This is a genomic window from Geodermatophilus sp. URMC 60 (genome assembly GCF_053502585.1).
This window is the reverse complement of record NZ_CP199958.1, coordinates 2,685,492-2,711,419: the sequence shown is the minus strand read 5'-3', so window position 1 is coordinate 2,711,419 and position 25,928 is coordinate 2,685,492. Positions and strand designations below refer to the sequence as shown.

The 25,928-nt window shown below is 72.4% G+C and carries 22 protein-coding genes, 1 tRNA gene, 1 pseudogene and 1 riboswitch; of the genes and pseudogenes, 13 read left to right on the top strand and 11 right to left on the bottom strand.

Annotation, left to right across the window (positions count from 1 at the left end):
* Position 1: 1 nt before the first annotated feature.
* A complete protein-coding gene (locus ACWIX3_RS12960; protein WP_448607766.1) occupies positions 2–982 on the bottom strand; it encodes a carbohydrate ABC transporter permease in 981 nt (326 codons plus the stop codon).
* Positions 983–1,116: 134 nt separating this feature from the next.
* Positions 1,117–2,409, bottom strand: coding sequence for an extracellular solute-binding protein (locus ACWIX3_RS12955; protein WP_448607765.1), 1,293 nt, complete (start codon positions 2,407–2,409; stop codon positions 1,117–1,119).
* Between the two features lie 188 nt (positions 2,410–2,597).
* Between ACWIX3_RS12955 and ACWIX3_RS12950 the strand changes: the two genes are divergently transcribed.
* The gene (locus tag ACWIX3_RS12950; RefSeq protein WP_448607764.1) at positions 2,598–3,623 is read left to right on the top strand and encodes a LacI family DNA-binding transcriptional regulator; all 1,026 of its coding nucleotides are present in this window, start codon (positions 2,598–2,600) and stop codon (positions 3,621–3,623) included.
* A 31-nt stretch (positions 3,624–3,654) separates the two neighbouring features.
* Here the strand turns inward: ACWIX3_RS12950 and ACWIX3_RS12945 are convergent, their stop codons facing one another.
* The 3 genes from ACWIX3_RS12945 to ACWIX3_RS12935 form a co-directional block, all read right to left on the bottom strand.
* Entirely contained in the window at positions 3,655–4,860 is a 1,206-nt protein-coding gene (locus ACWIX3_RS12945) for a M20 metallopeptidase family protein (protein WP_448607763.1), read from the bottom strand.
* Between the two features lie 114 nt (positions 4,861–4,974).
* Positions 4,975–5,523: a pirin family protein gene (locus ACWIX3_RS12940; RefSeq protein WP_448607762.1), complete on the bottom strand. Its 549-nt coding sequence runs from the start codon at positions 5,521–5,523 to the stop codon at positions 4,975–4,977.
* Positions 5,520–6,209, bottom strand: a complete 690-nt coding sequence (locus ACWIX3_RS12935) for a phosphatase PAP2 family protein (protein ID WP_448607761.1) — start codon at positions 6,207–6,209, stop codon at positions 5,520–5,522. Before ACWIX3_RS12935 ends, ACWIX3_RS12940 begins: the two co-directional genes overlap by 4 nt.
* 44 nt (positions 6,210–6,253) lie before the next feature.
* Between ACWIX3_RS12935 and ACWIX3_RS12930 the strand changes: the two genes are divergently transcribed.
* The 6 genes from ACWIX3_RS12930 (at position 6,254) to ACWIX3_RS12905 (ending at position 13,052) form a co-directional block, all read left to right on the top strand.
* On the top strand, positions 6,254–7,432 hold the full coding sequence (locus tag ACWIX3_RS12930) for a PucR family transcriptional regulator (protein WP_448607760.1): 1,179 nt from the start codon (positions 6,254–6,256) through the stop codon (positions 7,430–7,432).
* A 304-nt stretch (positions 7,433–7,736) separates the two neighbouring features.
* Positions 7,737–8,939: an acyltransferase domain-containing protein gene (locus tag ACWIX3_RS12925; RefSeq protein ID WP_448607759.1), complete on the top strand. Its 1,203-nt coding sequence runs from the start codon at positions 7,737–7,739 to the stop codon at positions 8,937–8,939.
* Positions 8,936–9,904 (top strand): beta-ketoacyl-ACP synthase III, encoded by a 969-nt coding sequence (locus ACWIX3_RS12920; RefSeq protein WP_448607758.1) that lies wholly within the window; start codon positions 8,936–8,938, stop codon positions 9,902–9,904. The genes ACWIX3_RS12925 and ACWIX3_RS12920 overlap by 4 nt, the downstream gene beginning before the upstream one ends.
* Positions 9,905–9,978: 74 nt before the next feature.
* Complete coding sequence (locus ACWIX3_RS12915; protein WP_012949533.1) at positions 9,979–10,218, top strand: acyl carrier protein; 240 nt, start codon at positions 9,979–9,981, stop codon at positions 10,216–10,218.
* Positions 10,219–10,273: 55 nt separating this feature from the next.
* The gene (locus ACWIX3_RS12910; RefSeq protein WP_448607757.1) at positions 10,274–11,515 is read left to right on the top strand and encodes a beta-ketoacyl-[acyl-carrier-protein] synthase family protein; all 1,242 of its coding nucleotides are present in this window, start codon (positions 10,274–10,276) and stop codon (positions 11,513–11,515) included.
* A gap of 127 nt (positions 11,516–11,642) precedes the next feature.
* Entirely contained in the window at positions 11,643–13,052 is a 1,410-nt protein-coding gene (locus ACWIX3_RS12905; RefSeq protein ID WP_448607756.1) for an acyl-CoA carboxylase subunit beta, read from the top strand.
* A gap of 224 nt (positions 13,053–13,276) precedes the next feature.
* Here the strand turns inward: ACWIX3_RS12905 and ACWIX3_RS12900 are convergent, their stop codons facing one another.
* Together ACWIX3_RS12900 and ACWIX3_RS12895 are read right to left on the bottom strand one after the other, a co-directional pair.
* Positions 13,277–13,777: a DUF3145 domain-containing protein gene (locus tag ACWIX3_RS12900; protein WP_448607755.1), complete on the bottom strand. Its 501-nt coding sequence runs from the start codon at positions 13,775–13,777 to the stop codon at positions 13,277–13,279.
* A 375-nt stretch (positions 13,778–14,152) separates the two neighbouring features.
* Positions 14,153–15,262: a diguanylate cyclase gene (locus ACWIX3_RS12895; RefSeq protein ID WP_448607754.1), complete on the bottom strand. Its 1,110-nt coding sequence runs from the start codon at positions 15,260–15,262 to the stop codon at positions 14,153–14,155.
* Between the two features lie 122 nt (positions 15,263–15,384).
* On the opposite strand from ACWIX3_RS12895, the gene ACWIX3_RS12890 reads away from it, so the two are divergent.
* Positions 15,385–16,293, top strand: a complete 909-nt coding sequence (locus ACWIX3_RS12890; RefSeq protein ID WP_448607753.1) for a maleylpyruvate isomerase family mycothiol-dependent enzyme — start codon at positions 15,385–15,387, stop codon at positions 16,291–16,293.
* A 78-nt stretch (positions 16,294–16,371) separates the two neighbouring features.
* Here the strand turns inward: ACWIX3_RS12890 and ACWIX3_RS12885 are convergent, their stop codons facing one another.
* Positions 16,372–17,568, bottom strand: coding sequence for a peptidoglycan DD-metalloendopeptidase family protein (locus ACWIX3_RS12885; protein ID WP_448607752.1), 1,197 nt, complete (start codon positions 17,566–17,568; stop codon positions 16,372–16,374).
* A gap of 28 nt (positions 17,569–17,596) precedes the next feature.
* A riboswitch (cyclic di-AMP (ydaO/yuaA leader) is annotated at positions 17,597–17,718 on the bottom strand.
* 529 nt (positions 17,719–18,247) lie between these two features.
* On the opposite strand from ACWIX3_RS12885, the gene pstS reads away from it, so the two are divergent.
* From pstS to ACWIX3_RS12870, 3 genes are all read left to right on the top strand, one after another.
* Positions 18,248–19,348 carry a phosphate ABC transporter substrate-binding protein PstS gene (pstS, locus tag ACWIX3_RS12880; RefSeq protein ID WP_448607751.1) on the top strand — a complete coding sequence of 367 codons (1,101 nt, stop codon included), beginning with the start codon at positions 18,248–18,250 and terminating at the stop codon, positions 19,346–19,348.
* Positions 19,349–19,382: 34 nt separating this feature from the next.
* Positions 19,383–19,459 (top strand) — tRNA-Ile (locus ACWIX3_RS12875).
* 70 nt (positions 19,460–19,529) lie between these two features.
* Entirely contained in the window at positions 19,530–20,450 is a 921-nt protein-coding gene (locus tag ACWIX3_RS12870; RefSeq protein ID WP_448607750.1) for a tyrosine-type recombinase/integrase, read from the top strand.
* Between the two features lie 314 nt (positions 20,451–20,764).
* On the opposite strand, the gene ACWIX3_RS12865 is transcribed toward ACWIX3_RS12870, so the two are convergent.
* Complete coding sequence (locus tag ACWIX3_RS12865) at positions 20,765–21,043, bottom strand: M48 family metalloprotease (RefSeq protein WP_448607749.1); 279 nt, start codon at positions 21,041–21,043, stop codon at positions 20,765–20,767.
* A gap of 449 nt (positions 21,044–21,492) precedes the next feature.
* Here ACWIX3_RS12865 and ACWIX3_RS12860 point away from each other — a divergent pair, with 449 nt between their 5' ends.
* A complete protein-coding gene (locus ACWIX3_RS12860; protein ID WP_448607748.1) occupies positions 21,493–22,530 on the top strand; it encodes a spherulation-specific family 4 protein in 1,038 nt (345 codons plus the stop codon).
* Positions 22,531–22,706: 176 nt separating this feature from the next.
* On the opposite strand, the pseudogene ACWIX3_RS12855 reads toward ACWIX3_RS12860, so the two are convergent.
* Positions 22,707–22,838: pseudogene (locus ACWIX3_RS12855) on the bottom strand (IS982 family transposase); the annotation flags it as partial.
* 1,004 nt (positions 22,839–23,842) lie between these two features.
* On the opposite strand from ACWIX3_RS12855, the gene ACWIX3_RS12850 reads away from it, so the two are divergent.
* Positions 23,843–23,989 (top strand): hypothetical protein, encoded by a 147-nt coding sequence (locus tag ACWIX3_RS12850; RefSeq protein ID WP_448607747.1) that lies wholly within the window; start codon positions 23,843–23,845, stop codon positions 23,987–23,989.
* 314 nt (positions 23,990–24,303) lie between these two features.
* Here the strand turns inward: ACWIX3_RS12850 and ACWIX3_RS12845 are convergent, their stop codons facing one another.
* On the bottom strand, positions 24,304–25,158 hold the full coding sequence (locus tag ACWIX3_RS12845; RefSeq protein ID WP_448607746.1) for a toll/interleukin-1 receptor domain-containing protein: 855 nt from the start codon (positions 25,156–25,158) through the stop codon (positions 24,304–24,306).
* Between the last annotated feature and the right edge of the window lie 770 nt (positions 25,159–25,928).

Here is a 25,928-nt window from a genome sequence, read left to right as displayed (position 1 = left end):
CCTAGCGCTCGGCCCGGGCGCGCCGGCGGGCGACGAGCGCGTACGCCCCGACGACGACGAGGATGATCAGGAACATGGCCCACGCGGTGGCGGCGGCCTGACCGAGGTGGAAGTTGGTCCACCCCTGGTCGTACATGAGCAGGCCGAGCGTCTGGTACTGGTTGGACGCCCCGCCGTTGGTCATGCCGTTGCCGCTGAACAGCAGCGGCTCACCGAACAGCTGCACCGCGCCGATCGTGGAGACGACGATCGTGAAGAGGATCGTCGGCCGCAGCGACGGGATGGTCACGTGCAGGAACTGCTGCCAGCGGCTGGCGCCGTCGAGGGTGGCCGCCTCGTACAGGTCGCCGGGGATGGCCTGCATGGCGGCGAGGTAGATCAGCGCGTTGTACCCGGTCCAGCGCCAGGTGACGATGACCGAGATGGCGAACTGACTGGTCCAGCTGCCGCCCTCCCAGTCGACGCGGTCGAACCCGATCGCCTGCAGGCCGGCGTTGATCAGCCCGTAGTCGCGGCCGAACAGCTGCGCGAACACCAGGGTCGCCGCGGCGATGCTGGTCGCGTACGGCATGAGCATGGCGACCCGGAAGAAGGTCCGGCCGCGCATCCGGTAGTTGAGCAGGTGCGCCAGGCCGAGGGCCATGCACAGCTGCGGGACCGTGGCCAGGATGCCGATGGTCAGGGTGTTCCTCGCGGCGTTCCAGAAGAACTCGTTCTGCAGCAGCTCGCGGTAGTTCCCCAGCCCGACGAACTCGGCGCCGTCGATGTCGGAGAGCCGCACCTCGTGCAGCGAGATCCAGGCGGTGTAGAGGAAGGGGTAGAGGCTGAAGCAGGCGAAGAGGGCGAAGAACGGGGCGACGTAGGCGTAGCCCCAGCGGTTGGAACCGAGCCGGGAGCGCCGCCGGCGCGGAGGCGCGGGGTCCGGGGCCGGCGGCGGGGCGGCGACCGCTCCGACCCTGGGGTCATCGGTGGCGATGGTCATGCGCGTGGCCTCACTGGGTGGGCGGGTATGGGCGAGGTGTGGCCGGGAGCCTGGCCACGGCCGGTGCCCGGGGCGGGGTGGTCAGCCCCGGGCACCGCCGTGGGGTCGCGGCCGTTCGGGCGACCGGCCCGGGATCAGCCGATGATCTGGTCGATCTCCTCGAGGGCGTCGGTCAGCGCGTCGTCCGGCTCCCGCTCCCCCGACCCGACCGTGGTCAGCGCGTTGGTGAACGCCTCCTGGATCTGGGTGTCGAACGGCCCGATGGGCGTGAACCGCAGGTTGGCCGCGGAGTCGGCGAACAGCTGGCCGACCGGTGCGCCGCTGAAGTAGTCGCTGGTCGCCGTCGCCACCGCCGGGTCCTCGGCCGCCGTCCGGCTCGAGGGGAAGTGCTGCTGGGAGGTGAACATGGTGACCTGCTGCTCGGGCGCGGTCAGCCACTCGACGAGGGCGATGGCCTCCTCGCGGTGCTCGCTGGACTCGGGGACGCCGAGCCAGGAGCCACCCCAGTTGCTGGCCTTGCCGGGCAGCGGGGCGACGTCCCAGGTGCCCGCGGCGTCCGGGCCGGCCTGCGTGGTGATGTAGCTGAGCATCCAGGCCGGGCAGGCGATGGTCGCGAACGCCCCGTTGACGAAGGCGGAGTTCCACTCGTCGCCGAACTGGGTGAGGTTGGCCGTCAGCCCCTCGGCGGCCGCCGAACTGGCGTCCTCCCACGCCCCCTGCACGCCGTCGCTGGACTCCGGGATGGGGTTGCCGTCGGCGTCGTCGTAGGCGGTCTCACCCTGGTAGACCGCCGCGGAGAAGATGCTGGCCGGGCTGTCGGCGAACGAGCTGCCCTCCGGCTTGGTGGGCGAGGCCTCGTACTGCCGGCCCAGCTCCAGGTAGCCCTCCCAGTCCGCCCAGAGCGTGCCGAGCTGCGCCCGGTCGGTGGGCAGGCCGGCCTGCTCGAAGAGGTCCCGGCGGAAGCACATCGCCTCCGGTCCGGCGTCGGTGCCCAGTCCGACCACACGGCCGTCGGGGGTCGTGGCCTCCTCGACCTTCCAGTCGTAGAAGTGCCCGAGCGTCTGGTCGGCGTTCTCGGTCGCGGCGAAGTCGACGAACGAGTCGGCGTGGTTGGCGACGATGTCGGCGACGAAGCCGATCTCGATGCCCTGGACGTCGGCCAGGCCGGAGTTCGCCGCCAGCCGGGTCTGCAGCGCCCGGTAGTAGTCGGCCGACCGCTCGACCGACCCCTCGACGATGCGGATCTCCGGGTGCAGCCGCATGTACTCCTCGTAGAGCCCGGCCTCCTCGAAGCCGAAGGTGCCGAACAGGCCCACGTCGAGCGTGATGGTGCCGTCGTCGCCGGAGTCGGCCCCGCAGCCGGCGGCCAGCAGGGTCGCGGCGAGCGCAGCGGCAAGCCCCGCCCGGCGTCTGGTGGAAACGGTCATCGGTCCTCCTGTGTCGGTCCCCGTCCCCGGGGCGGTGATCGCCGTGAGAGCGCTTCCACAACGGCTGCGGCAGAGAGTGGTGCAGGTCACAGTCGACTGTCAAGGGTTCATGGGAGCGCTTCCATGAACCCGGTCGAGCGCCTACCCTGCTCCTCACGAACGGCGCGGCACCGGGGGAGGCGGAACGGATGACGACGGTCCACGGTCGCGGCCCCTCGCCCACGCTGGACGAGGTCGCCGAGCTCGCCGGGGTCTCCCGGGCCACGGTGTCCCGGGTCGTCAACGACTCCCCGCGGGTGAGTCCGGAGGCCCGCCGGGCGGTCGAGGCCGCGATCGCCGAGCTGCGCTACGTGCCCAACCCCGCGGCCCGCAGCCTGGTCACCCGGCGCACCGACACGATCGCCCTGCTGCTCTCGGAGTCGAACACCCAGGTGTTCTCCGACCCGTTCTTCGCCCGCGTCGTCCGCGAGCTGTCCGGTGCGCTCGCGGACACCGACATGAACCTGGTGCTCCTGACCGCGCGGGACGAGCGGGAGCAGGCGAAGGTCGGCCGGTACGTGCGGCAGGGGCACGTCGACGGGGTCATCCTCATGTCCCTGCACAGGGACGACACGCTGCCCGACGTCCTCGCCGACGCGCGGGTGCCGCTGGTGCTCTCCGGCCGGCCGCTGGACGGCCGCCGGGTGTGCTACGTCGACGCCGACAACGCCGGCGGCGCGCGAGCGGCCACCGAGCACCTGCTGGCGGGCGGACGACGACGGGTGGCCACGGTGACCGGCCCCCGCGACATGATCGCCGGCATCGACCGGTACGAGGGGTACCGCGAGGCGCTGGCGCACGCGGGTCTGGCCGAGGCCCCGGAGCTGGTCGCCGAGGGGGACTTCACCGAGGCCGGCGGGGCCCGCGCGATGGCGGCCCTGCTGCAGCAGGCGCCCGACCTCGACGCGGTCTTCGTCGCCTCCGACCCCATGGCCGTCGGTGCGCTCCGGACGCTCCGGGAGGCCGGCCGATCGGTACCCGGCGACGTCGCCGTGGTCGGCTTCGACGACGCGGCGGAGGCCGCCACCTGCGACCCGCCGCTCACCACGGTCGCCCAGCCGCTCGGCGAGATGACCCGCCTCATGACCGAGCTGCTGATGCGCCAGGTCGAGGGCGACGAGGAGGTCCAGGCGCGGGTCTGCCCGACCCACCTGGTCCGCCGGGCCTCCGCCTGAGCCGTCGGGCCGCTGCGCCGGCCGGGGTCCCTCAGCCGGCGAGGGCCTCCAGCGCCATCGCGGCGTACAGAGCGGCCCCGGTGGGCAGCACGTCCTCGTCGAAGACCACCAGGTTGGAGTGGTTGCCGGCGGCGGTCGCCGTATCGGCACCCGGCGGGCAGGCGCCCAGGAACGCCATCGCGCCGGGCACCCGCTGCAGCACGTAGGCGAAGTCCTCTGCACCCATGAGCGGCTCGGCGGCGAGCACGCTGCGCTCCGGGCCGACCAGCTCGCCCGCCGCCCGCTGCACCCGCGCCGCCACCTCCGGGTCGTTGGCCGTGACCGGGTACCCCTCCCGGTGGACGACGTCGACCCCCATGTCGTGCGCGGCGGCCACGTGGGTGGCCACCCGCCGCACCGAGGCGACGACGTCGGCCCGCCGTTCGGGCGAGAGGGTGCGGATCGTGCCCTGCAGGTGGGCGGTGTCCGGGATGACGTTGTCCGTCGAGCCCGCCGTCACCTGCGCCACCGTCACCACCGCCGGGTCGAACACCGGCGCGCGGCGGGTGACCATGGCCTGCAGTGCCAGGACGATCTCCGCGGCCACCGGCACCGGGTCGGCGGCGGCGTGCGGCATCGAGGCGTGCCCGCCCCGGCCGCGGACGGTCACCTCCCAGTGGTCGGCGGCGGCCATCATGGGGCCGGGCCGGACGCTCACCACCCCGCTGGGCTGGTTGGCGAAGACGTGCAGCGCGAACGCGCCGACCACCGGGGCCTCCGGGACGACGTCCAGCAGGCCCTCCTCGAGCATGTAGCGGGCCCCGTGGAAGCCCTCCTCGCCGGGTTGCAGCATGAGCACGACCTGGCCGGCGATCTGCTCCCGGCGCTCGGCCAGCAGCCGGGCGGCACCCAGCAGCATCGCGGTGTGCAGGTCGTGGCCGCAGGCGTGCATCGCGCCGGGCACCTCGGAGGCGAACGGCAGGCCGGTGTCCTCGTGCACCGGCAGCGCGTCCAAGTCGGCGCGCAGCAGGTACGTGGGCCCGGGGCGGGCGCCGCGCAGCACACCCACCACCGAGGTGGTGCTCGACCCGACCGTCACCTCCACCGGCAGGTCGGCGAGCTCCTCGAGCACCGTGGCCTGCGTGCGCGGCAGGTGCAGCCCGATCTCCGGGGTGCGGTGCAGCCGACGACGCAGCTCCACGGTGCGGTCGGCGTCGGCACGGGCGGCGGCCAGCAGGGCGGCGGCGGGACTGCTCATGCCGCCACTCTCACACGGCCCGGCGTGGCCCCGTCCCGGGCCCGGCCCCGAGCCCGCGGAGGGTGGGGAGGACGGGGGCCTCCACCGAGGCGCGGGGGGAAGGGTGGTCCTCCTTCAGTCGCGGGCCCAGGCCGGCCGGGTGGCGTCCAGCTGCCACACCACGGCGGTCGCGGGGCCCTGCACCGGTCCGCCGTCCTGCCGTTCGACGCGGGTGCCGCCGGGACCGGTCAGCACGAGCAGCCCCGGCGGCACGGTCGCCGACGTCCCGCCCGCCACCGTCTCGATCCAGAGCCGGGCGTCGGGCCGGCCGAGGTCCACCCAGCCGTCCGCGTTCGCGTGCACCTCGTGCGCGGCGTCGTCCCCCGGGCGGGCGCTGCGCAGGTACGTCTGCAGCACGTGCGCGCCGTCGTCCCCGGCGACCTCGTCGTGCTCCAGGCCGGTGCCGGCGCGCAGGACGGCGACGTCGCCGGTGACCAGCACCGCGCCACCTCCCCACGCGTGCCGCAGCGAGCCCGCCAGCACCACGGCCACGACGTCGACCGCCCGGTGCGGGTGTCGCCCGTAGCCGGTGCCGGGTGCCAGCCGGTCGTCGGCCATCCGCAGCAGCGGGCCCAGCGAGCCGTCGTCGGGCTCCAGCAGGACGTCGGAAACCGGGCCGGTCACGGGGCCTCCTGGGGCGGGAGGGCGCCGCGGCCACCCGGCAGCGCGTCGAAGGCGACGGCGACCAGCAGCGTCCAGGCCGCCCCCAGGGCCCAGCCGCCGACGACGTCGGAGAGGAAGTGCACGCCCAGCCACATCCGGGTCAGCCCGACGAGGACGACGAGCCCCACCCCGGCCGCGACGGCGAGCCGGCGCTGCTGCGCGCCCAGCCGCGGCCAGGCGAGCACGAGGGCGATGACGACGATCGTGGCGATGCCCGAGGAGTGGCCGCTGGGGTAGCTCAGGCCCTCGTAGGCGGCGCCGCCGTTCTCGAACGCCGGGCGCAGCCGGCCGAACGCCTCCTTGAGCAGGACGGTGACGGGGGCGACCAGGACGTTGGCCGCGACCACCCAGCCCGCCGTCCGCCACGCCTTCCGGGTGCCCAGCCAGAACAGCACGGGCAGCGAGACCACCACCCGGAACCACGCGACGCCCGGTGTGGTCAGCACCTCCAGCAGCCCGCCGGTGACGGCGGAGCGGTCGTCGCCGGCGTAGAGCGCACGGCTGACCGCGTCGTCGAGCCGGACCTGCGGCGCCCAGCCGGCCAGCACCCCGGCGCCCAGGGCGAGCACCACCGCGACGCCCGCCCCGGCCGCGGCGAGCGCCCGCCGGACGGTCGTCCGCCGGGGGTCCCGCTGCAGCACGTCCACTCCCCCACTCTCCCTCACGGCGACCCGCGTGCCACGCTGGCCGCGTGTCCGACCGGGTCAGCAGGCGCCCGCCCTCCGCAGCCACCCTGCGGCGGCTGGAGCGCGCGTCGGGCTCGCTGTCGACCCGCGCGGTGGCCCGGATGGACGACGAGCTGCCCTGGTTCCGCACCATGCCCGCCGACCAGCGCTCCTGGGTCATGCTGGTGGCGCAGGCCGGGCTCGCCTCCTTCGTCGAGTGGTGCCGCAGCCCCGACCGCCCGCCGCGGCTGACCGGCGAGGTCTTCGGCGCCGCACCCCGCGAGCTGGCCCGCGTCGTGCCGCTCAAGCACACCGTCGACCTGGTCCGGGTGACCGTCGAGGTGATGGACGACTTCGTCGGCACGGTCGCCGAGCCGGGGGACGCCGACGTGCTGCGGCTGGCGGTGCTGCAGTACAGCCGCGAGGTCGCCTTCGCCACCGCGCACGTCTACGCCAGCTTCGCGGAGCGCCGCGGCGCGTGGGACGCCCGCCTGGAGGCCCTGCTCGTCGACGCCCTGGTGCGCGGGGAGCGCTCCGAGGAGCTCTCCGGCCGGGCCTCGGCGCTGGGCTGGGCCGCGATGAGCCCGGTGACCGTGCTGGTCGGCGCGGCGCCGCCGGACGGCGACGTGCACGGCGCCACCCGCCGGGCCGCGCGGCAGGTGCGCAGCGAGGTGCTCGTGGGTGTGCACGCCGACCAGCTGGTCGTCGTCCTCGGGGGGTCACCGGACCTGCAGTCGGCGGTCGAGCGGGTCAGCGACGAGTTCGGCTCCGGCCCGGTGGTCATGGGACCGGTGGTCGACGGCCTCGGCCGGGCCGGCGACTCGGCCGGCGCCGCGCTCGCCGGGCTCCGCGCGGTGCGCGCCTGGCCGGGCGCACCGCGCCCGGTGGCCGCCGATGCGCTGCTGCCCGAGCGCGCCCTGGACGGCGACCCGGCCGCCCGCGCGACGCTGCAGGAGCGGATCGCGCTGCCGCTGCAGGGCGCCGGCGGCGAGGTCCTTGAGACGGTGCGGGCGGTGCTCGCCAGCGGGGGCAACCTGGAGGCCAGCGCCCGCGCGCTGTTCGTGCACCCCAACACCGTCCGGTACCGGCTGAGGCGGGCCACCGAGCTCACCGGGGTGTCGGCCACCGACCCGCGCGGCGGGTGGACCGTGCAGGTGGCCCTCGCCCTGGCGGCCCTGGACCCGGACCGCTCCCTCTGGCACTGACCGAGGACCTCCTCCTCCCCCCGCCGCGATCGGCCCCCTCCCGGGCACCGCCGCGGCCCCGTCCCGAGGCTCGCCCCGAGCCGGCGAGGGGTGAGGAGGACGGTGTCCTCCCACGGTGGGGAGGAGGGGTCCTCCCACCTGCGAGGAGGGGGGCCGCACGGCGCACAGTGCGGTTCCCACCACGACGACCCGTCCGACACTCCGCTCGAACCCGGTCCTGTTGTAGGAACCCTCCAAAGACCAGCGGTGCGCTTTCGTACCGCTCGCCAGTACGCGGCTCCACCGACCCTGGCACGGTGAGGTGGTGCTGGCCGTCCTCGCTCCCGGACAGGGTGCCCAGAAGCCCGGGATGCTGACCGACTGGCTCGAGCTCCCCGGAGCCGAGTCCTTCTTCCGCTGGGCCGGTGCGATCGCCGACGCCGACCTGCTCGCGCTCGGCACCACCGGAGACGCCGAGGCCATCAAGGACACCGCGGTCACCCAGCCGCTGGTGGTGGCGATGAGCCTGTTCGTGGCCCGCGAGCTCGGCGGCCTGCCCGGCCCGGTGGCGCACACGCCCCAGGCCGGCCGGGACGTCGTCATCACCGGGCACAGCGTCGGCGAGCTCACCGCGGCCGCCCTCGCCGGGGTGCTGAGCGTCGAGGCGGCGATCGCCCTGACCGCCGTCCGCGGCCGGGCGATGGCCGCCGCGTGCGCGCAGACGCCGACCGGGATGTCCGCCGTCCTCGGCGGCGACCCCGACGAGCTCACCCCGGTCCTGGAGAAGCACGGGCTGACGGCCGCCAATCTGAACGGCGGCGGGCAGGTCGTCGCGGCCGGTCCGCTCGAGGGCTTGGCCGCGCTCAAGGCCGACCCCCCGGCCAAGGCCCGGGTGATGGCGCTGTCGGTGGCCGGCGCCTTCCACACCGAGTACATGGCACCGGCCCGGATGCAGCTCGAGGGCCTGGTCGGCGGCCTGCGCCCGGCCGAGCCCAGCCGGCTGCTGCTCTCCAACGCCGATGGCGCCGCGGTGACCAGCGGCCGGGAGGTGCTGTCCCGGCTGGTCAGCCAGGTCACCAGCCCGGTGCGGTTCGACGCGTGCCTCGCGACCCTGCGCGATCTCGGCGTCACCGCGGTCATCGAGCTGCCTCCTGCCGGCGCGCTGGCCGGACTGGCCAAGCGTGAGTGGAAGGGCAGCGACATCGAGGTCCTGGCGGTGAGCGGCCCGGCCGACCTCGACCGCGCCCGCGCCCTCATCGAGGCCGAGCGCGGCCGCCCCGAGCCCGATCACCTGCCCGACTGGCGGGTCGTCGTCTCCCCCGTGCGCGGCACGGTCAGTCCCGCCGCCATCGCCGAGGGCACCCGCCTGCCGGCCGGCACGCCGCTGGGCCGCATCAGCAGCCGGCGCGCGGAGGCCGACGTGTCCGCGGCGTACGACGGCGTCCTCGCCGAGTGGCTGGTCCAGGAGGGCGACCTCGTCGACGCCGGCGACCCGATCGCGCGGCTCTACCCGGAGGTGCAGGCATGAGCGGACTCCAGCTGACCACGGGGGCGCCCGGCGCACGCATCCTCGGCTTCGGCAGCTACCGGCCGCGCCGCCGGGTCACCAACGACGAGCTCGCGCAGTCCATGGAGACCAGCGACGAGTGGATCCAGGCCCGGGTCGGCATCGCCGAGCGCCGCTGGGCCGAGCCCGACGAGACGCTGCTGGAGATGAGCGTCGCCGCCGGCGGCAAGGCCCTGGCTGCCGCAGGCCTGGACGTCTCCGAGGTCGACCTGGTCCTGCTCGCCTCGGCCAGCCTGCCGCGGCCGATCCCCGGCCTGGCGCCCGAGGTCGCGCACCGGCTCGGCGCCCAGCGCCCCGGCGCCTTCGACCTCAACGCCGGGTGCGCCGGCTGGTGCTACGCGCTCAGCGCCGCCGCCGACGCCATCCGCGGCGGCTCGGCGCGCAACGCCCTGGTGATCGGCGGCGAGCGGCTGACCGACTACACCGACCTCACCGACCGCACGACCGCGGTGATCTTCGCCGACGGTGCGGGCGCCGCCGTCCTAGGGCCGTCGGACACCCCCGGCGTCGGGCCGGTCGTCTGGGGCAGCGACGGCGACCAGTCCAGCGCCATCGCCATCCCCGAGGGTGAGAAGGCGATGAGCATGGCCGGCCAGGCCGTGTACCGCTGGGCCACCACCCGGCTCACCGCCACGCTGCTGACGGCGATGGAGCGCGCCGGCGTCGGCCCCGAGGACATCGACGTCTTCGCCCCCCACCAGGCGAACCTGCGCATCGTCGAGCTGATGGCCAAGCGCTTGAAGCTGCCCGAGCGCACCGTCATCGCCCGCGACATCGTGCGGTCGGGCAACACCTCCTCGGCCTCGGTCCCGCTGGCGCTGTCGGCGCTGCTGGAGTCCGGTGAGGCCAAGAGCGGTGACCTCGCCCTGCTCCTGGGGTACGGCGCCGGTCTCACCTTCGCCGGCCAGGTCGTCGTCCTGCCCTGACCGGCCCCACAGACCCCGGGCCACAGAGGCCCGACGGCGGGAGCCCCCGCCCCACCCGAGAGAGAGGACCGCGCGTGAGCGAGGACATCCAGACCGGACTGGCCGAGATCCTGGAGGAGGTCGCGGGCGTGGCGCCCGCGGACGCCACCCCGGAGAAGTCGTTCACCGAGGACCTCGACGTCGACTCGCTGTCGATGGTCGAGATCGCCACCGCGGTCGAGGACAAGTTCGGCGTCGCCATCCCCGACGACGAGCTGGCCAACATCAAGACCGTCGGCGACGCCATGAGCTACATCCAGAAGAACAAGGCCTGACCGAGCCCGGTCACCACCCCCGGCCCCCGGCCGCACGTCCCAGGAGGAACCCGTCATGAGCACGTCCGTCGGCGACGTCGTCGTCACCGGTCTCGGTGCCACCACGCCGCTCGGGAGCGACGTCGCGAGCACGTGGGACGCGCTGCTGGCCGGGCGGTCGGGGGTCAGCCGGATCACCGACGACTGGGTCAAGGACTTCCCGGCCCAGCTCGTCGCCCGGCTGGCCGCCGACCCGGCCGGGCAGCTCGACCGCGTCCGCGCCCGCCGGCTGGACCGCAGCCAACAGGTGGCCGTGGTCGCCGCGGAGGAGGCCTGGCGCGACTCCGGGGCCGCCGACGCCGGCGTCGCACCCGAGCGGGTCGCCGTCGTCTTCGGTACCGGCATCGGCGGCGCGCTGACCCTGCTCGGGCAGGACGACGTCCTGGAGGACAAGGGCCCCAAGCGCGTCTCCCCCTTCACCATCCCGATGCTCATGCCCAACGGTCCGGCCGCCGCGGTCGGGCTGGCCGTCGGCGCCAAAGGCGGCGTGCACGCCCCGGTGAGCGCCTGCGCCTCCGGCGCCGAGGCCATCCGCTGGGGCCTGGACCTGCTGCGCTTCGACCGCGCGGACGTCGTGCTGGTCGGCGGCGCGGAGGCCTGCGTGCACCCGCTGCCGATGGCCGGCTTCGCGGCGATGCGGGCGATGAGCACCCGCAACGACGAGCCCGAGCGCGCCTCCCGCCCGTTCGACAAGGCCCGTGACGGGTTCGTGCTCGGCGAGGGCGCCGGCGCGCTGGTGCTCGAGCGCGGCGACGCGGCCCGCGCCCGCGGCGCCCGCATCCACGCCCGGCTGGCCGGCGCCGGCGGCACCGCCGACGGCTACGACCTGGTCGCCCCGCACCCCGAGGGTGAGGGCGCCGGCCGGGCCATCGCCGCCGCCGTCCGCGACGCCGGTCTCACGCCCGCCGACATCGGCCACGTCAACGCGCACGCCACCTCGACGCCGGTGGGCGACACTGCGGAGGCCGCGGCCATCCGGAACACCGTGGGCGACCACACCCTGGTCACGGCGACCAAGAGCCAGACCGGCCACCTGCTCGGCGCGGCCGGGGCGCTGGAGTCGATCTTCACCGTGCTCGCGCTGCGCGAGCAGCTGGTGCCGGCCACCGCGAACCTCGACGACCCGGACGACGACGCGGCCGTCCAGTCCCTCGACATCGTGCGCCGCGAGCCGCGGCGCGCCCAGCTCACCGCCGCGGTCAACGACTCGTTCGGCTTCGGCGGCCACAACATCGCGCTGGTCTTCACCACCGCCTGAAAGAGGACCCCGTCCCTCTCACCCCTCGCAGGCTCGGGGCGAGCCTCCGGACGGGGCCACAGCGCCCGGGCGGGCCGCACCCGCCCGGGCCGTCCCCGCACGCCCGCGTCCGGCCCGGAGAGGTCCCATGACCACGCTGCAAGCCGCTCCCCAGACCACCGCCGACCCGCGCGACCCCGAGGACCGCCTGGCGCGGTTCTTCGACACCGGCTCGATGTGCCTGCTGGCGCCGCGCGACACGTCCGGCGTGGTGGCGGCCCGGGGCACGGTGTCGGGCACGCGGGCGGTCGCCTTCTGCACCGACGCCACCGTCATGGGCGGCGCCATGGGCGTCGACGGCTGCCGGCACATCGTCGATGCCATCGACACGGCGCTGCGCGAGCGGATGCCGGTCGTCGGCGTCTGGCACTCCGGTGGCGCCCGGCTGGCCGAGGGCGTCACGGCGCTGCACGCGGTGGGCGAGGTCTTCGAGGCGATGGTCCGCGCCTCGGGACGCGTTCCGCAGATCTCGGTGGTCCTCGGCCCGGCCGCCGGCGGCGCCGCGTACGGCCCGGCGCTCACCGACCTGGTGATCATGGGCCCGGCCGGCCGGGTGTTCGTCACGGGCCCGGACGTGGTCCGGTCGGTGACCGGCGAGGACGTCGACATGGAGAGCCTGGGCGGGCCGGACACCCACGGCCGGCGCAGCGGCGTCGTGCACGTGGTGACCGACTCCGAGCAGGCGGCGCTGGAGACCGCGCGGCAGGCCGTCGACCTGCTGGCGGCCCAGGGCGTCTTCGCCCCGGCCGAGTGCGAGCCGGACGTCGACCTGCGGGCGCTGCTGCCCGAGCAGGCCAATCGCGCGTACGACGTCAAGCCGCTCGTGGCCGCCGTCCTCGACGGCCCGTCGTTGGAGCTGCACCCGCGCTGGGCGCCGAACGTCGTCACCGCGCTGGGCCGGCTCGCCGGCCGGACGGTCGGCGTGATCGCCAACAACCCGCTGCGGCTGGGCGGGTGCCTGGACTCCGCCTCGGCGGAGAAGGCGGCCCGTTTCGTGCGCATGTGCGACGCGTTCGGCGTCCCCCTGGTGGTGCTCGTCGACGTCCCCGGCTACCTGCCCGGTGTCGGCCAGGAGTGGGACGGCGTGGTGCGCCGCGGCGCCAAGCTGCTGCACGCCTTCGCCGAGGCGGTGGTGCCCCGCGTGACGCTGGTGACCCGCAAGTCCTACGGCGGTGCCTACATCGCGATGAACGCCCGCTCGCTCGGCGCGACGACGGTCTTCGCCTGGCCGGGGGCCGAGGTCGCGGTCATGGGCGCCAAGGCCGCCGTCGGCATCCTGCACCGCAAGAAGCTGGCCGCCGTCCCGCCCGGCGAGCGCGAGGCGTTGCACGCCGAGCTGGCCGCCGAGCACGAGCGGATCGCCGGCGGCGTGAACCGCGCCCTGGAGATCGGCGTGGTCGACGAGGTGGTGGACCCGGCACGGACGAAGCGGCGGCTGGTGGCCGCCCTGGCGGCGGCGCCGCCCGGCCGCGGGGCGCACGGCAACATCCCGCTGTGAGCGCACGCGACCGGGCCCAGGACCTCCGCGGAGGTCCCGGGCCCGGTCGTGTGGGGGAGTCAGGTCGTCCGGACGCCGCTTCCCCGACGACGTCCGGACGACCGCTGTGAGCCTACGACGGGAGGTACGGGGCCGCCGCCCGGTCGTGGCCGCTTTGTGATGAAGTCGGTGGACCCCTGCCCCCTCACCCCTCGCGAGCTCGAGGCGAGCCTCTGGCCGGGCCGTTAGACGACCTGGTGCAGCCAGGTGACCGGGCTGCCGTCGCCGGCGTGCCGGTAGACCTCGAGGTCGGCGTCCCAGGCGGCGCCGAGCAGCTCGTCGACGCCGTGCCGGAACGCCTCGATGGACGTGGCGTTGGCCGCGAGGTTGCGCAGCTGCTGCTCGCTCACGACGAGGTCGCCGTTGGCGCTCGTGGGCGCGCGGAAGACACCGTGGCCGGGCACGTACGACATGCGCTCACCGTCGTTGCCGTAGCTGGCCTCTTCGGTGACCTCGAAGCGCAGCATCGGCCACGCGCGCAGCGCAGCGACCAGCTTGGCGCCCGTACCGGGAGCCCCGGTCCAGGCGACCTCGGCACGGAAGGAACCGTGTGCCGCGGGCTGGTCGGCCCACGACAGGGAGACCGGCGCGCCGATGACGCGCTCGAGCGCCCACTCGACGTGCTGGCAGAGCGCCTTCGGGCACGCGTGCACGAAGACGACACCCTGGGTAGACCGTCGCTGCACGAGGCACCTCCATCGACTCGATCGGTCTCGTCTTCCCCAACGGACGATCGATTCGGTGACAGGCTGTGTTTGGCGATCTCGGACCAGGGGTCCTGGTGACAGTGTGCACGATGGTCACCCGATCGCGCCAGTGCGGGCGGGACAGTTGGGACCGATGTGACGGGACGGTCTCGCCCTCCGGCCCTACGTGCTGGTCAGCGGCGGTACCGGACGATCGGACCCACTGGCGGCGGATCCACCGCCACCCCACACACCGTCCACAGGATCTCCCCCGCGGGTCCACAGACGGTGACCCTACGAACGGACCCGTACCGGAAAACGCTCACGCAGCGTAGCCGCGGTCCGTGGACGGGACCCGTTTCGCCAGGCCGGAGGTCAGGTGGCGAGCACGGTCACCCGGTCGCCGCCGGCACCCTTGGCCCGGTACATGGCCTGGTCGGCACGGCTGAGCACCTCGTCCCCCTCGTCGCCGGGGCGGACCTCGGTGACGCCGACGCTCGCGGTGACGCCGGTGTCGGCCCCGGCGCGGGCCACGGCCTCGCGCAGCCGGACGGCCAGGGCCTCGCTCCCGCCCGCGTCGGCCTGCGCGAGGACGGCGAACTCGTCACCTCCCAGCCGGGCCACCGTGTCGGTCCCCCGCACCACGCCGCTCATCGCGACGGCGACCGCCCGAAGGACGGCGTCCCCGGCGGCGTGGCCGCTGCGGTCGTTGACCCCCTTGAACCCGTCGAGGTCGACCAGGCAGACCACCCAGCCGGCACCGGCGGCCGCCGCGCGGTCCAGCCGGTCGAGGAAGGCGCGGCGGTTGAGGCACCCGGTCAGCGGGTCGGTGGCGGCGAGCACCTCGGAGGTGCGCAGCAGCAGCTGCTGCCGCTCGTAGGACTCCCACTGGTTGGCCGAGGCCATCGCGCACAGCCCGACGTAGGTGGCCATGACGGCCCCGATGAAGGACGCCGCGGTGTCCAGGTCGCTGCCGGCGACGCAGACCAGGTAGGCCCCGGTCATGACCGCACCCATCGCGAGGACGCCCCACGGCGGGTAGGCCACCGCCAGGAAGCCGAGGGTGATGAACAGCAGTGCGAACAGCGGGCTGGCCGCTCCGCCGTCCACCCGGGAGCCGACGGTGACCAGGCCGGTGACCGCGAGGCTCCAGCCGTAGAACAGCAGGCTGCCGCGGCGGTCGCGCACCATCGCGGCCACCGGGAGCAGGAGCAGCAGCGGCCCGGCGAGGATCGCGATGCCGGCGAGGGCGAGGAGCACGACGGTGCGCGTGACGGTGCCCGGGGTCAGGAGCGTGTAACCGACCACCGCCAGGGCGGACGCCTCGGTGAGCCAGACGCCCAGCCGCACGTGGCGGACCCAGTAGGCGGCGCGGTCGTCGTCGTCGGCCAGCTGGCGGTACAGCGCGGCGCGGAGCGCGGTCCAGCGGCCGCTCCGCACGTCGTCGCGGCGGGAGCGGCGGTCCGCCACCGGCCTCTCGTCCATGGACGCACCATCGACGTGGACCGACTCCACCTTGACCACCCTCACCCCGCCGAGGGGGCCGACCCGAGCGCGGCGAGACCCACGCCACGCCTGCCGCCGTCGTCCCGGGGTAGGAGGCGGCCATGGCGCTGACCGGGGACACCCAGCACCGGGGCATGGCCGACGCCGGCCGCGACACCGTCGGGCCGATGGTGCTCGGCGCGTGGGACGCCTTCCTCGAGCAGGCGGCGGCCGTCGACCTCGAGCGGCCGACCCGGCTGCCCGGGTGGCGCGCGCACGAGGTCTGCGTGCACCTGGGCTGCTGGGACGACCACGCCGCCCTGCCCGACCTCATCGCCTCGGCGCGGGCCGGAGGGGCGGGGACACCTCCGGACGTCGACGCGACGAACGCGCGGGTGACCGCCGCGCACCGGGACGCCTCCCGGGAGGAGGTGCTGGCCGCGCTGTGCCGCAACCGGGAGGCCACCGCGCGCTACCTGGCGGAGGAGCCTGCGGAGCTCGACACCGCACCGGCGGTCGCCGTCGTCGGCCGGCTGCCGCTGCTCAGCGTGGTCCTCGGGCAGGCCTACGAGCTGGCGGTGCACGGCCTGGACCTGGTGCCCTGCGGGGCGGCCCCTCCCCCGCCCGCGGTGCTGCAGTCCGGGCTGGCCGCGCTGGCCGACGTGACCGGCGCGCTGGCGGCCCGCGAGGGGGTCAGCGGCGGGGCGACGCTGGCGACGCCGGAGGGCGGCTGGGCCTTCGCCGCCGACGACTCCGGCTGGACGGTGCGCCGGATCCCCGCGGGCGACGTCCGCGGCACCGCGGTGGAGGCGCCGGCGGACCTGCTCCTGGAGGCCGCCTCGGGCCGGGTGAACCCGGTCGCCGCGCTGGCCCGGCGCAGGCTGCGGGTGCACGAGCTGGGCGGCCTGATGGCCCTGGCGCCGATCGTGCAGTCGGCGCCGGGCATCCCCGGCGGCCCCATCCTGGCGCTGGCGGCACAGACCCTCGGCGGCGTGGGCGGGCTGCTGGGCCGGCTGCGCGGACGGCGCTGACGGAGGATGCCCGGGCCCGCACCAGGCCCCGTCCAGAGGCCGGCCGCGAGCTCCTCCGGGAGGAGGACGGGTCCTTCTTCAGCAGGCGCCCAGCGAGATGCCGTGCGCCTTGAGCCACGGCATCGGGTTGACCCGGCTGGCGTAGAGCCCGCCCTGGTGCACCTCGAAGTGCAGGTGCGGCCCGGTGGACTGGCCCTTGTTCCCGACGTCGGCGATGTGGTCCCCGGCCTGCACGACCTGGCCGGCGCCGACGAAGAACTGGTTGACGTGCCCGTAGAGGGTGATCTGCCCGTCGCCGTGCTGCACGTAGACGGCCTGGCCGAAGCCGCTGGCCGGGCCGGCCTGCAGGACGACGCCGTCCTCGGGCACGTAGATCGGGGTGCCGATGGGCGCGGCGATGTCGACGCCTTGGTGCATGGTCCCCCAGCGCGGGCCGTAGCAGGAGGTCAGCCGCCCGGCCGTCGGCATGCCGGAGACGTCGGCCGAGCTGGCCAGCGCCTGGCGGGCGCTCCAGGCGGCGCCGGGGTCCGCGGCACCCTGCGAGGCGAGCAGCCGCTCGCCGGCCAGACGGAGCTCCTCGTCGAGGCGGGCCTTCTCCGCCGCGCGGGCGTCGTAGTCGGCCTGCGCCCGGGCGAGGTGCTCGTTGGCGGCGCGCTCGGCCTCGTCGGCCTTGCGGGCGAGCTCGCCGAGCTGGGCGACGGCGGCCTTGGCGGCGCGGTCGGCCTCCTCGACGCGCGCCTGGACGGTGAGGAACTCCTGCAGCTGGTCGGCGCGGTGGTCGCCGAGCTGCTCCATGGTGGCGGCCTGCTGCAGCAGCTCGGTGGGGCTCTGCGCGTCGAGCAGCAGCTCGAGGTCGCCGTAGCGGTCGTCGGCGCCCATGTAGGCCTCGCGGCCGAGCTCGGCGATGTCCTCCTCGGCCTGGGCGACGTCGGCCTGGGCGGCAGCGAGCTCGGCGGCGGTCCGCTCGGCCTCGGCCTGGCCGTGGGCGAGCTGGGCGCGGGCGACGAGGGCGGTGTCGGCGGCGGCCTCGGCCTCGACGGTCATCCGCTGGAGCTGCTCCTCGGCGGCCCTGACCTGCTCCTCGATGGCGGCGACCTGCTCCTCGAGCGAGGCCTGCCCCGGGGCGGCGGGCGCGGCACCGGCGACGACGGGGGTGCCGGCCAGCAGCCCGGCCACGGCGGCGGCGACGACGACGGCCCGGCGCGGGGAGCGCAAGCGGCTGCGGGGTGAGGTGGCGCAGCGGACCACGGCGTTCAGGCGGTGCAGGGTCGCCAAGGCGACGGTTCTCCCATCCTCGCGACCGCCTACCGAGTTAGCTGACGGGTTCGGGCCGGACGGCGCCCTACCTGCCTGCGCAGCACCTGCGCAGGCAGGACTCACCCCAGGAGTTCGGTGGGTCCCCGGTCCGCCTCGGTCCCGGATCGGGACGCCGGCGGTTCGGCGGGGCCGTGCCGAGGCCCTCGGTTCCCGAGGAGCTGAGCCCGGCAGGGCCGTCGGAGAAGCTACACGGATCCCGGGCTCTGGTCACGATCGAGTAACGGACCGAGGGTGCCGCTCGCCGTGCGGGCACCGTCTTCACTACGCGGCGTCAGCACCCGAGCGCGGAGCAGTGACCGCTGGTGCAGCCGTGACTCGCGAGACGACCAGCAGGAACACCAAGATGCTGCGGATTCCCGGCCGGACGGGCTCTGACACCCCGTGTTCGCTGTGATGCCGCGCACGAATTGATCCGATCGGGGGCCTGTGGACGCCGTCCGAGCGTCGTCCACAGGCCCCGGCGCCGGACGCGGAACCCGTGTAGCGGCACCTGCGGGTGCCGATCGTCAGGGGCCGGGGGCGACGCCCAGGGCGTATCCGACGGGCTCGTGCGAGGCTGGCGGTCCGCCAGGCACGCCCTAGGGTCGTGCCAGGACGCCCGGCGCGGAGCGCGGGGCCGGATGGCGGGAGGACACGGGTGTCGGCCCGGAGGAAGGTCGCCGCTGCCGTCGGGGTCGCCGCGGTGGCCGGCGCGGCGGTGGCGCTGTCGCAGTACGTGCCCCCGAACGAACGCGGCCAGGGCGCCGTGGCCACCGGGGACCTCAGCGGCGCCCTCGTGGGCGCCGGGGCGAGCAGCCAGCAGGCAGCGATGCAGGGCTGGACCGCCGGGTACTCGGCCGTGCAGCCGGGCGTGACCGTGGACTACGACCCCGTCGGCTCCGGCGGCGGCCGCGAGCAGTTCACCGCCGGTGGCATCGACTTCGCCGGTTCCGACGCTCCGCTCGACGAGGAGGAGCTCGTCACTGCACGCGAGCGCTGCGGCGGAGAGGTGTTCGAGCTGCCGAACTACATCTCGCCGATCGCGGTGGTGCACAACGTCCCAGGGGTCGCGGATCTCGCCCTCTCCTCCGCGACGCTGGCCGGGGTCTTCGCCCGGCAGATCACGACCTGGGGCGACCCCGCGATCGCCGCGGACAACCCCGGCGTCGCGCTGCCCGCCCTGCCGATCACCCCGGTCAACCGGTCCGACGAGTCGGGGACGACGGAGAACTTCACCGAGTACCTGGCCGCCGCAGCCGGCGACGCCTGGCCGTTCGAGCCGGACGGCGAGTGGCCGGTGCAGGGCGGCGAGTCCGCCCAGGGCAACTCCGGCGTGGTGGCCGCCGTAGCCAGCGGCGCGGGGACCGTCGGCTACGCCGACCTCTCCCAGGCCGGCGACCTCGGCGTGGCACGCATCGGCGTCGGCGAGGACTTCGTCGCGCCGACCCCGGAGGCCGCGGCGGCCGTCGTCGAGCGGTCCGAGCCGCTGCCCGGCCGCGGTCCGTACGACTTCGCCCTGGAGCTCGAGCGGACGACGACCGAGTCCGGCAGCTACCCGATCGTGCTGGTCAGTTATCACCTGGGCTGCATCGAGTACGAGGATGCGCCGACCGCCGACCTGGTCGCCGACTTCATGACGTACGTGACGAGCGAGGACGGCCAGGCCGCGGCCGCCGAGGTGGCCGGCTCCGCGCCGATCTCCGACGCGCTCCGGGACCAGGCCCGAACGGCGATCGACGCCATCGGCACCGCGTCCTGAGACGGCCCCAGCGTCTGGCAGGCTGGGGCGCCGAGGGGCGGTAGCTCAGCCGGTCAGAGCATGGGACTCATAATCCCTGGGTCGTGGGTTCGAGCCCCACCCGCCCCACCACCAGGCAATACACAGGTACTCAGTCCCGCACAGCGCTCGAACAGCCGGGGACTGTGCCACGAGGGCGGACATGGCGCATGCGCGCACCGCCTCCATTGCTGTCGATGACCTCTCCGTCCTCCTGCCCGACTGGCGGACCCACCTGCGGGCCCGCAATGTCGCGCCGAGCACGATCGCGAACTATCTCCGTGTCGGCGAGAACCTGCTGGCGTGGCTCACCGAGGCCGGGATGCCGACAACGGCGTCCGGCATCGCACGGGAGCACCTCGAGGGCTTCCTGGCTGCGCTGACTGAGCGCGTCTCTCCCGCCACCGTCGCCAAGCACTACCGGTCGATGCAGCAGCTGTTCCGGTGGCTGGTCGAGGACGGCGAGATCCCGCGCTCGCCGATGGAGCGGATGCGCCCGCCCGCGGCTCCCGAGCAGCCGGTCGACATCTTCAGCGACGACGAACTGCGTGCCCTACTCGACACTTGCCGCGGCAACACCTTCGAGAACCGTCGCGACATGGCGATCCTGCGCATGCTGATCGACACCGGGATGCGCGCCGGGAAGCTGGCCGGGCTCAATCTGGGGGACCTCGACAGCAAGACCAGCGTGGCGCTCGTGATGGGAAAGGGGCGCCGCGGCCGAGCGGTCCCCTACGGGGCCAAGACCGCCGACGCGTTACGCCGGTACCTCCGTGCCCGCACACAGCATCCCCAGGCCGCCCTTACCGCGTTGTGGCTCGGGAAGAAGGGCAGGGTCACCGACTCCGGCGTTCGGCAGATCCTCGAGCGCCGGGCCGCCGAGGCCGGCGTCCCGAACGTCCACCCGCACCGGTTTCGACACACCTACGCCCACACTTGGCTGGCCAGCGGCGGTCAGGAGCAGGACTTGATGCGGCTGGCCGGTTGGCGATCGCGAGAGATGGTCGGCCGGTACGCGGCCAGCGCCGCGGACGAGCGCGCCCGCGCCGCGTTCCATCGAGCGGCGCTTGGGGATCGACTCTAGATTGCGACCAGCGACCCAACCGGCAACGCCGACATTGAGCGACGGGGTACGAAACCACTAACCTGTGATTTAACAGTTCGAAGGGCCGCAATTCCTGGTAGGTCAACATAAATCGAATCCCCAGGTGAATGAGCCCGCCCGGACGACAAGGAACCTGCCGGGACTGTGGTGGACAAGCTCCGCTGGCACACAGCGGCAAACATTGACCTCAGGTCACCACGCTCGGCGGGCACTCCTATGGCCGCGTTGGGGACGGCAGCGGGGAGCCGTGGGACCGCGACATCACGCAGCGACCCGCTCCTCCAACACGAGGGTCAGGCGTGCCGGTAGACGGTCGTCGTCAAGATCGCGCTGATCCGCCGATCGGGGGTCGGGTGGGATGCCAGAAGCCGCCGCGACCATCCGCAGGCAGCGCTGCCGTCATTCAATGCATGGACCGCGGCAGCCGAATCTAGTGCGAGGCCGTGATCGGCGGCGAACCGGTCGGCGGCGAACTCGGACCGTCGGCTGATCGCGGCGTCCGCCAAGGGACAGAGCACCGCCGCTAGTCCGACGAGGGCCAGCACTCCCCGACCACCCACTGGCCCTGGCATAGGGCGCGCGCCACGGCCAGGGTCAGCCCGACGACCACGACGACGGCAAGTCCGGGCCGGGCTGGCGGCCGGCCTCGGCTTACCACCCAGCACCGTTCACAAGGCCGCGCTCGACAGTGAAGCGATCACGGCCAGCACCACGGCCAGCCCACGGCATGCGTGCCGGTTTACGTCCCCGTACGCGACTCCACATCAGGCGGGTCATAAGGGACGGTCATCGCAAGGCGAACGGCATGCCATGGGACCCTGCCTGTTCCCAGTACTGGGTCGGCAGCCAGCCTCCGGTTCCTGCCCGGCGGTGACGGCTACGTGACGCCGCGGTGATGTAGTCGCAGGAGGATGTCTACTGCCTGCTAGACCTGCGGCGCCGCGCTGGCCTCGCCCCGTCCTCGACACAGGTGAGGCTAGTGCCGATTTCTCCGGAGATGAGATCTGTGAGGCGAGGGTAGATGTTGGCCGCGGTGTCGTATTACTTTCCTGGTGGCTCCAAGTGGGAAGCGGTCAGCGACAACGTCGACCCCCGGGTCATGGCTTGGCTGATCATCAACCCCAACTCGGGGCCAGGCTACGGTAGAGCCTTCACCGAGGGGGGTTCGACCCACACGGCATACACAGGCCAAATTGTTGACTCGCAGCGCCTCGGCCATACGGTACTGGCATATGTCACGACGAACTATCATGATCATCAGCTCGATGTTCAGCGGCAGTTCTGGTTCGCCGCCAGCCACGCGACCGACAGCTTCACGGCGCTTAGGGAGGACGGGAGCGGCAACCTCCAGCCCGTAGAGCACGGCCTGCCTGCGGGCTTTGGCCCGGTCTGGGTCACCTCCGAGGGGGCGCTCCCTTCGGGGCTGACGGAGCGGACCAACTACTGGGTAATCCCTGATGCGACCGCGGAGAGGTTCCGGTTAGCAGACAGCCAACCCAATGCTCTCGCCGGTAATTCGGAGGCCATCAGTACCGACGGCGGCGGAAGGCACATGCTAGGAATATCGCGCTCGCCTGAGAATATACAGAACGTCCGGGACGAGATCGACTTGTACCTCCAGCGTTACCCCACGCTGCAGGGATTCTTCTTTGACGAGATGCATTCGGGCGACGCCGATGATGAAGGCTACTATGGCGCGATCTACGCATACGTTCACGACAGAGGCCTGTATGTCGTTCAGAATCCAGGTACTGACTTCCCTGAGCCGATGATCGACCTCGCCGACACGTTCATGTCGTTCGAGGGGAAGCTTGATAGCTACATGAACTTCACACCCCCGAGTTGGCAAGCAAACCACCCTGCAACGAAATTCTGGCACTGCATCAAGAACGTGTCGTCGGCGGACTACTGCGCCGTGTACGCGCGTTGGCGTGCCTTCCATGCTGAGTACCTATGGATCGACGAGGCGGCAGCCGAGTACACCGCACCGCCCTCGTATCTCCCGGCGCTTGAGGAGCTCGAGGCGGGCTTGGGTGACGGCGGCTGTCCGGGCGTTTGACCGTAATGCTCGTTGTATGCCAAGTACGACGGCAAGCGTCGGGGGACTACGCGGATTCCATTGCAGGCCTGTTGCAACGGAACCTCCACATGCCGGCGGCGATGACCCCGGACCGCTCGGCGTTTCATTCCGGTTTGCGTGGCGTGCCGCCTATGACGAACAAGTCTGAAGGTCGGTCACTGGTCGTAGGCAAGCAGTGATCGGGGGATTGGCTGGCCCGTGGCGTGGCCGTGCCAGATGTCGGCGGTGAGCGCCAGGATCCTCTGAGCGACTGGGGCCGCCACGCCGGTGAGACTGCGTTCGCCGTGCTGTTACAGGTCACGTTGGCCCTTCGAGGGTGAAGGGCGTAATCCGCTGCCCCATCTACGGCGGCCTCGGCTTCACAGGTCGAGCGCAAGGCCAAGGTGGTCGTCACGCAGAGGCGTTATCGAGCGGTACGCCCGCCACTACGGCGAGCCGCGCAGCATCTCCGCGATCGACGCCTTGACCGAGGAGCGGACCGCCGGTTGAGCGACGCCCTCCAGTATGTCTCTAGTTCTTCACGCCGAACTGAAGCACTCGGTCGGTTACGCTTCTCACCCGCACAGCCGAGAGCCGATCGCCAGCGTAGCGACGAGCTTCAGGGATGGTCGAGGGCTGCGCTGACAGCCGTTTCTCCCAAAATTCCCTGAGTCGCGGCCAGCGGCCTTCTCCCTGGAGGGAAGCGGCGTGCTGCGAGGGGTAGGTCAGGAAAGGAAGAGAGAAACCGGAGACGAACCGGAGAATCCACCAGCAAGTCGGCGTCGCCGCCTGCGCTCTCGAAGTCCCTGGAGAAGAGCTGGAGAGGGGCGGCAAGCCTCTGAGACATGACCGCCGACCGCTCCCTCATCGCGCGACTCGCTGCACATGAGTCGTGGGCCAACACCGCTGACCCCAGTGCGCGGACAGCCGCAGCGCGTCGTGCCCTGTTGGACCGGCTTGAGCGCCGGGTCGACCCTGATGGCGTGTTGTCACCGGCCGAGCGGGCACGTCGGGCCGACCGCAGGGCAAGGCCTGCTTCGCACGCCTTGCCCTGCGGTCGGCACGGGCGCGGCGCAAGCCCCCCACGGTGGTGGACGAGGAACGCGGTGTGCTTGAGCCCGACGAGCACCGGGCGCAGGCCACGAGCCTGCCACCAAACGGGTCCCCTGCCGAACGAGCTACCTCCGAGTTCGAGGAGCCCGAGGAGTAGCTCGTCGGGCCAGGCTCGATGGTTGGGCCCGACCAGCCAACGCAGCTCCTGGTGGCCGCACCACCGCGACCTCGCTGCGCAGGCCACCCCTACGCGGCGGAGGTGCGCCCGCTCGGGTCGCAGGAGCCCATCGAGGGGCCGGTGTCCACCCGCTACCGGGTGTTCCTGCCCGCGTCGGCCACTGACATCACCCCGGCCGACGCGGTGCGCTGGCGCGGCATGACGTTGGAGCTCCAGGGCGAAGTCTAGCCGCACATCGTCGGCCAACTGGTGCACCACTTCGAGGTGATCGCCCAGCGGACCACCTGACACCTGAGGATGGGAAGTGCAGCGCGCCAGTCGGGTACCACCCTCACAGCTGCCCGTGAGTCATCACCGTACCGAGCCATCCAACGCAGGGCGGCGGCGCAAGCTCCGTCAGAGGAAGTTGCACAACTCGGATATGACGCCCGAGTCCTTATCGGGCCGTAAGCAAGTTGGACCACGGCAGCTTCCACAGGCGGAGGAGCTCGATTGCTGGTACGCATAAGGGTAAGCCTGAGGACTGACACGTCCACGTGTGATCAAGTGACCTTCCCTTCCGAGTAGACGATTTTTTGGTCGATCTTTACTTCAAAGGCCCGGATTCGCAGAAAGTCCGTCATGTATCGAACATTCACTTCCCCTAATACTGAGGTTGGGCCATCGCTGAGCTCGAATCTGTTCCATGCGATGCGATACAGAAGTCGTTGCCCGGCGCTCGCAGTGTGCAACTCAGGTTCGGTCAGTGCGCGGCCATCGACTGATAGGAAATGCCTGCCCGAGTGTAGAGTCCGGTAATAGATCAGGTGTTGCTCTCGGCGAAGGATCACAGTCACAGACCGGCTGCGCGAGTCGCTATGCTCAAGCTTTACCTTAACCGACTTCCCCTGCTGCTTATCAAGAATCGCGCTGGCTCTACTTACAATTTCGTCCATATCACTCTTATAGCTTCGGTGACGTAACTGTAGAGCACTTATCAGAGATAGCTCGCTGAGTGAATCAGGAAGCTCGTCCGGGCCAGGCATCCTTGCGTCTTCGAACAGGATAGGCAATATTGGGACGCCTCGGTTTAGCGCAACCTCCAGTTCATGCCGTACGTAGTCGCGATCGCTGTTCAACCGCCGCCGTCCGCGAACCTCGTCAACAATAGGGTTCCACTGGTGCCCAATCAGCGCGAGAACCAGAACGCCGCGATCAAGAGGATGATCGATACCTCTCAGGAACTGGTCAATCTGATGTAGAAAGTTTGAACCGGGTTCTGCTGTATCGACATCAAAGAACAGGTTCCAACCGAGGTGGCGTCCCAAAAGATGCTCGTACAGCCGCCCTGCGGGATCGGACTCCGCTCGGCGATAACTGATGAAGACGTCTTTGTCTTGCGCCGAGGACTGGTTCATGGCGCTTAGGTATTCTTGCGGTGCCAGTGCGGCGCCCAGCTCTATGGCTGTTATCAGTCGCAATCCCCTGACACCCCGCAGTATGCGCCGCCGGTGCCGAGGCCTCCGGCGCCTGCTCCTCCAGGATGATCGCGAATGACAGCATCCCCATTCTCAATTAGGGTGATCCCGGAGTCCAACACTCTGCTGCCAGCACCACCGCAGGAAGGGGCGGCAATTAGGGGTGACGCTAGGGTGAGGAACACCACCAAAGCCTTGGTGCGACGAGTAGGCTGCTTCATCGGTCCACCGACCTTCTTGGTCCCTGTAGGGAGGGGTTACTCCCCCTCCGAGTGTGAGTCCACCGCGTCACCGGAACGTCACCACGGCGTCCCGTCGTCAAGTACGACTGGAGCCGGGTCAGGATCCTTTCGATCGCTGTCGTTTGCCCTCGAGGTTCGTCGCCGTCTGTCAGAAGACCCGAGTACTCGACGCCTGTCGCTCCACGCTGACCTGCGTCTTCCCAGCTGAGCACAGCGCACAGTGCGTGAGCACTCATAATCCCTGGGTCGTGGGTTCGAGCCCCACCCGCCCCATCGCGAACCACCACTCACTACCTTGTTCGTTCGAATAGGTACTCGGTGCCTCGTTCGTTGGACTGAGGTAGTGAGGTCTTCTCACCAGGATTCGCCGTCCACGGACGGGCCAGAGAGGCATCTCTGCAGGTCAGCGCCGCGAGACGGCCGAGCGCCGAGTGCTTCTTGGCGGGATCCTGTTCCGAGGGGCCGCGC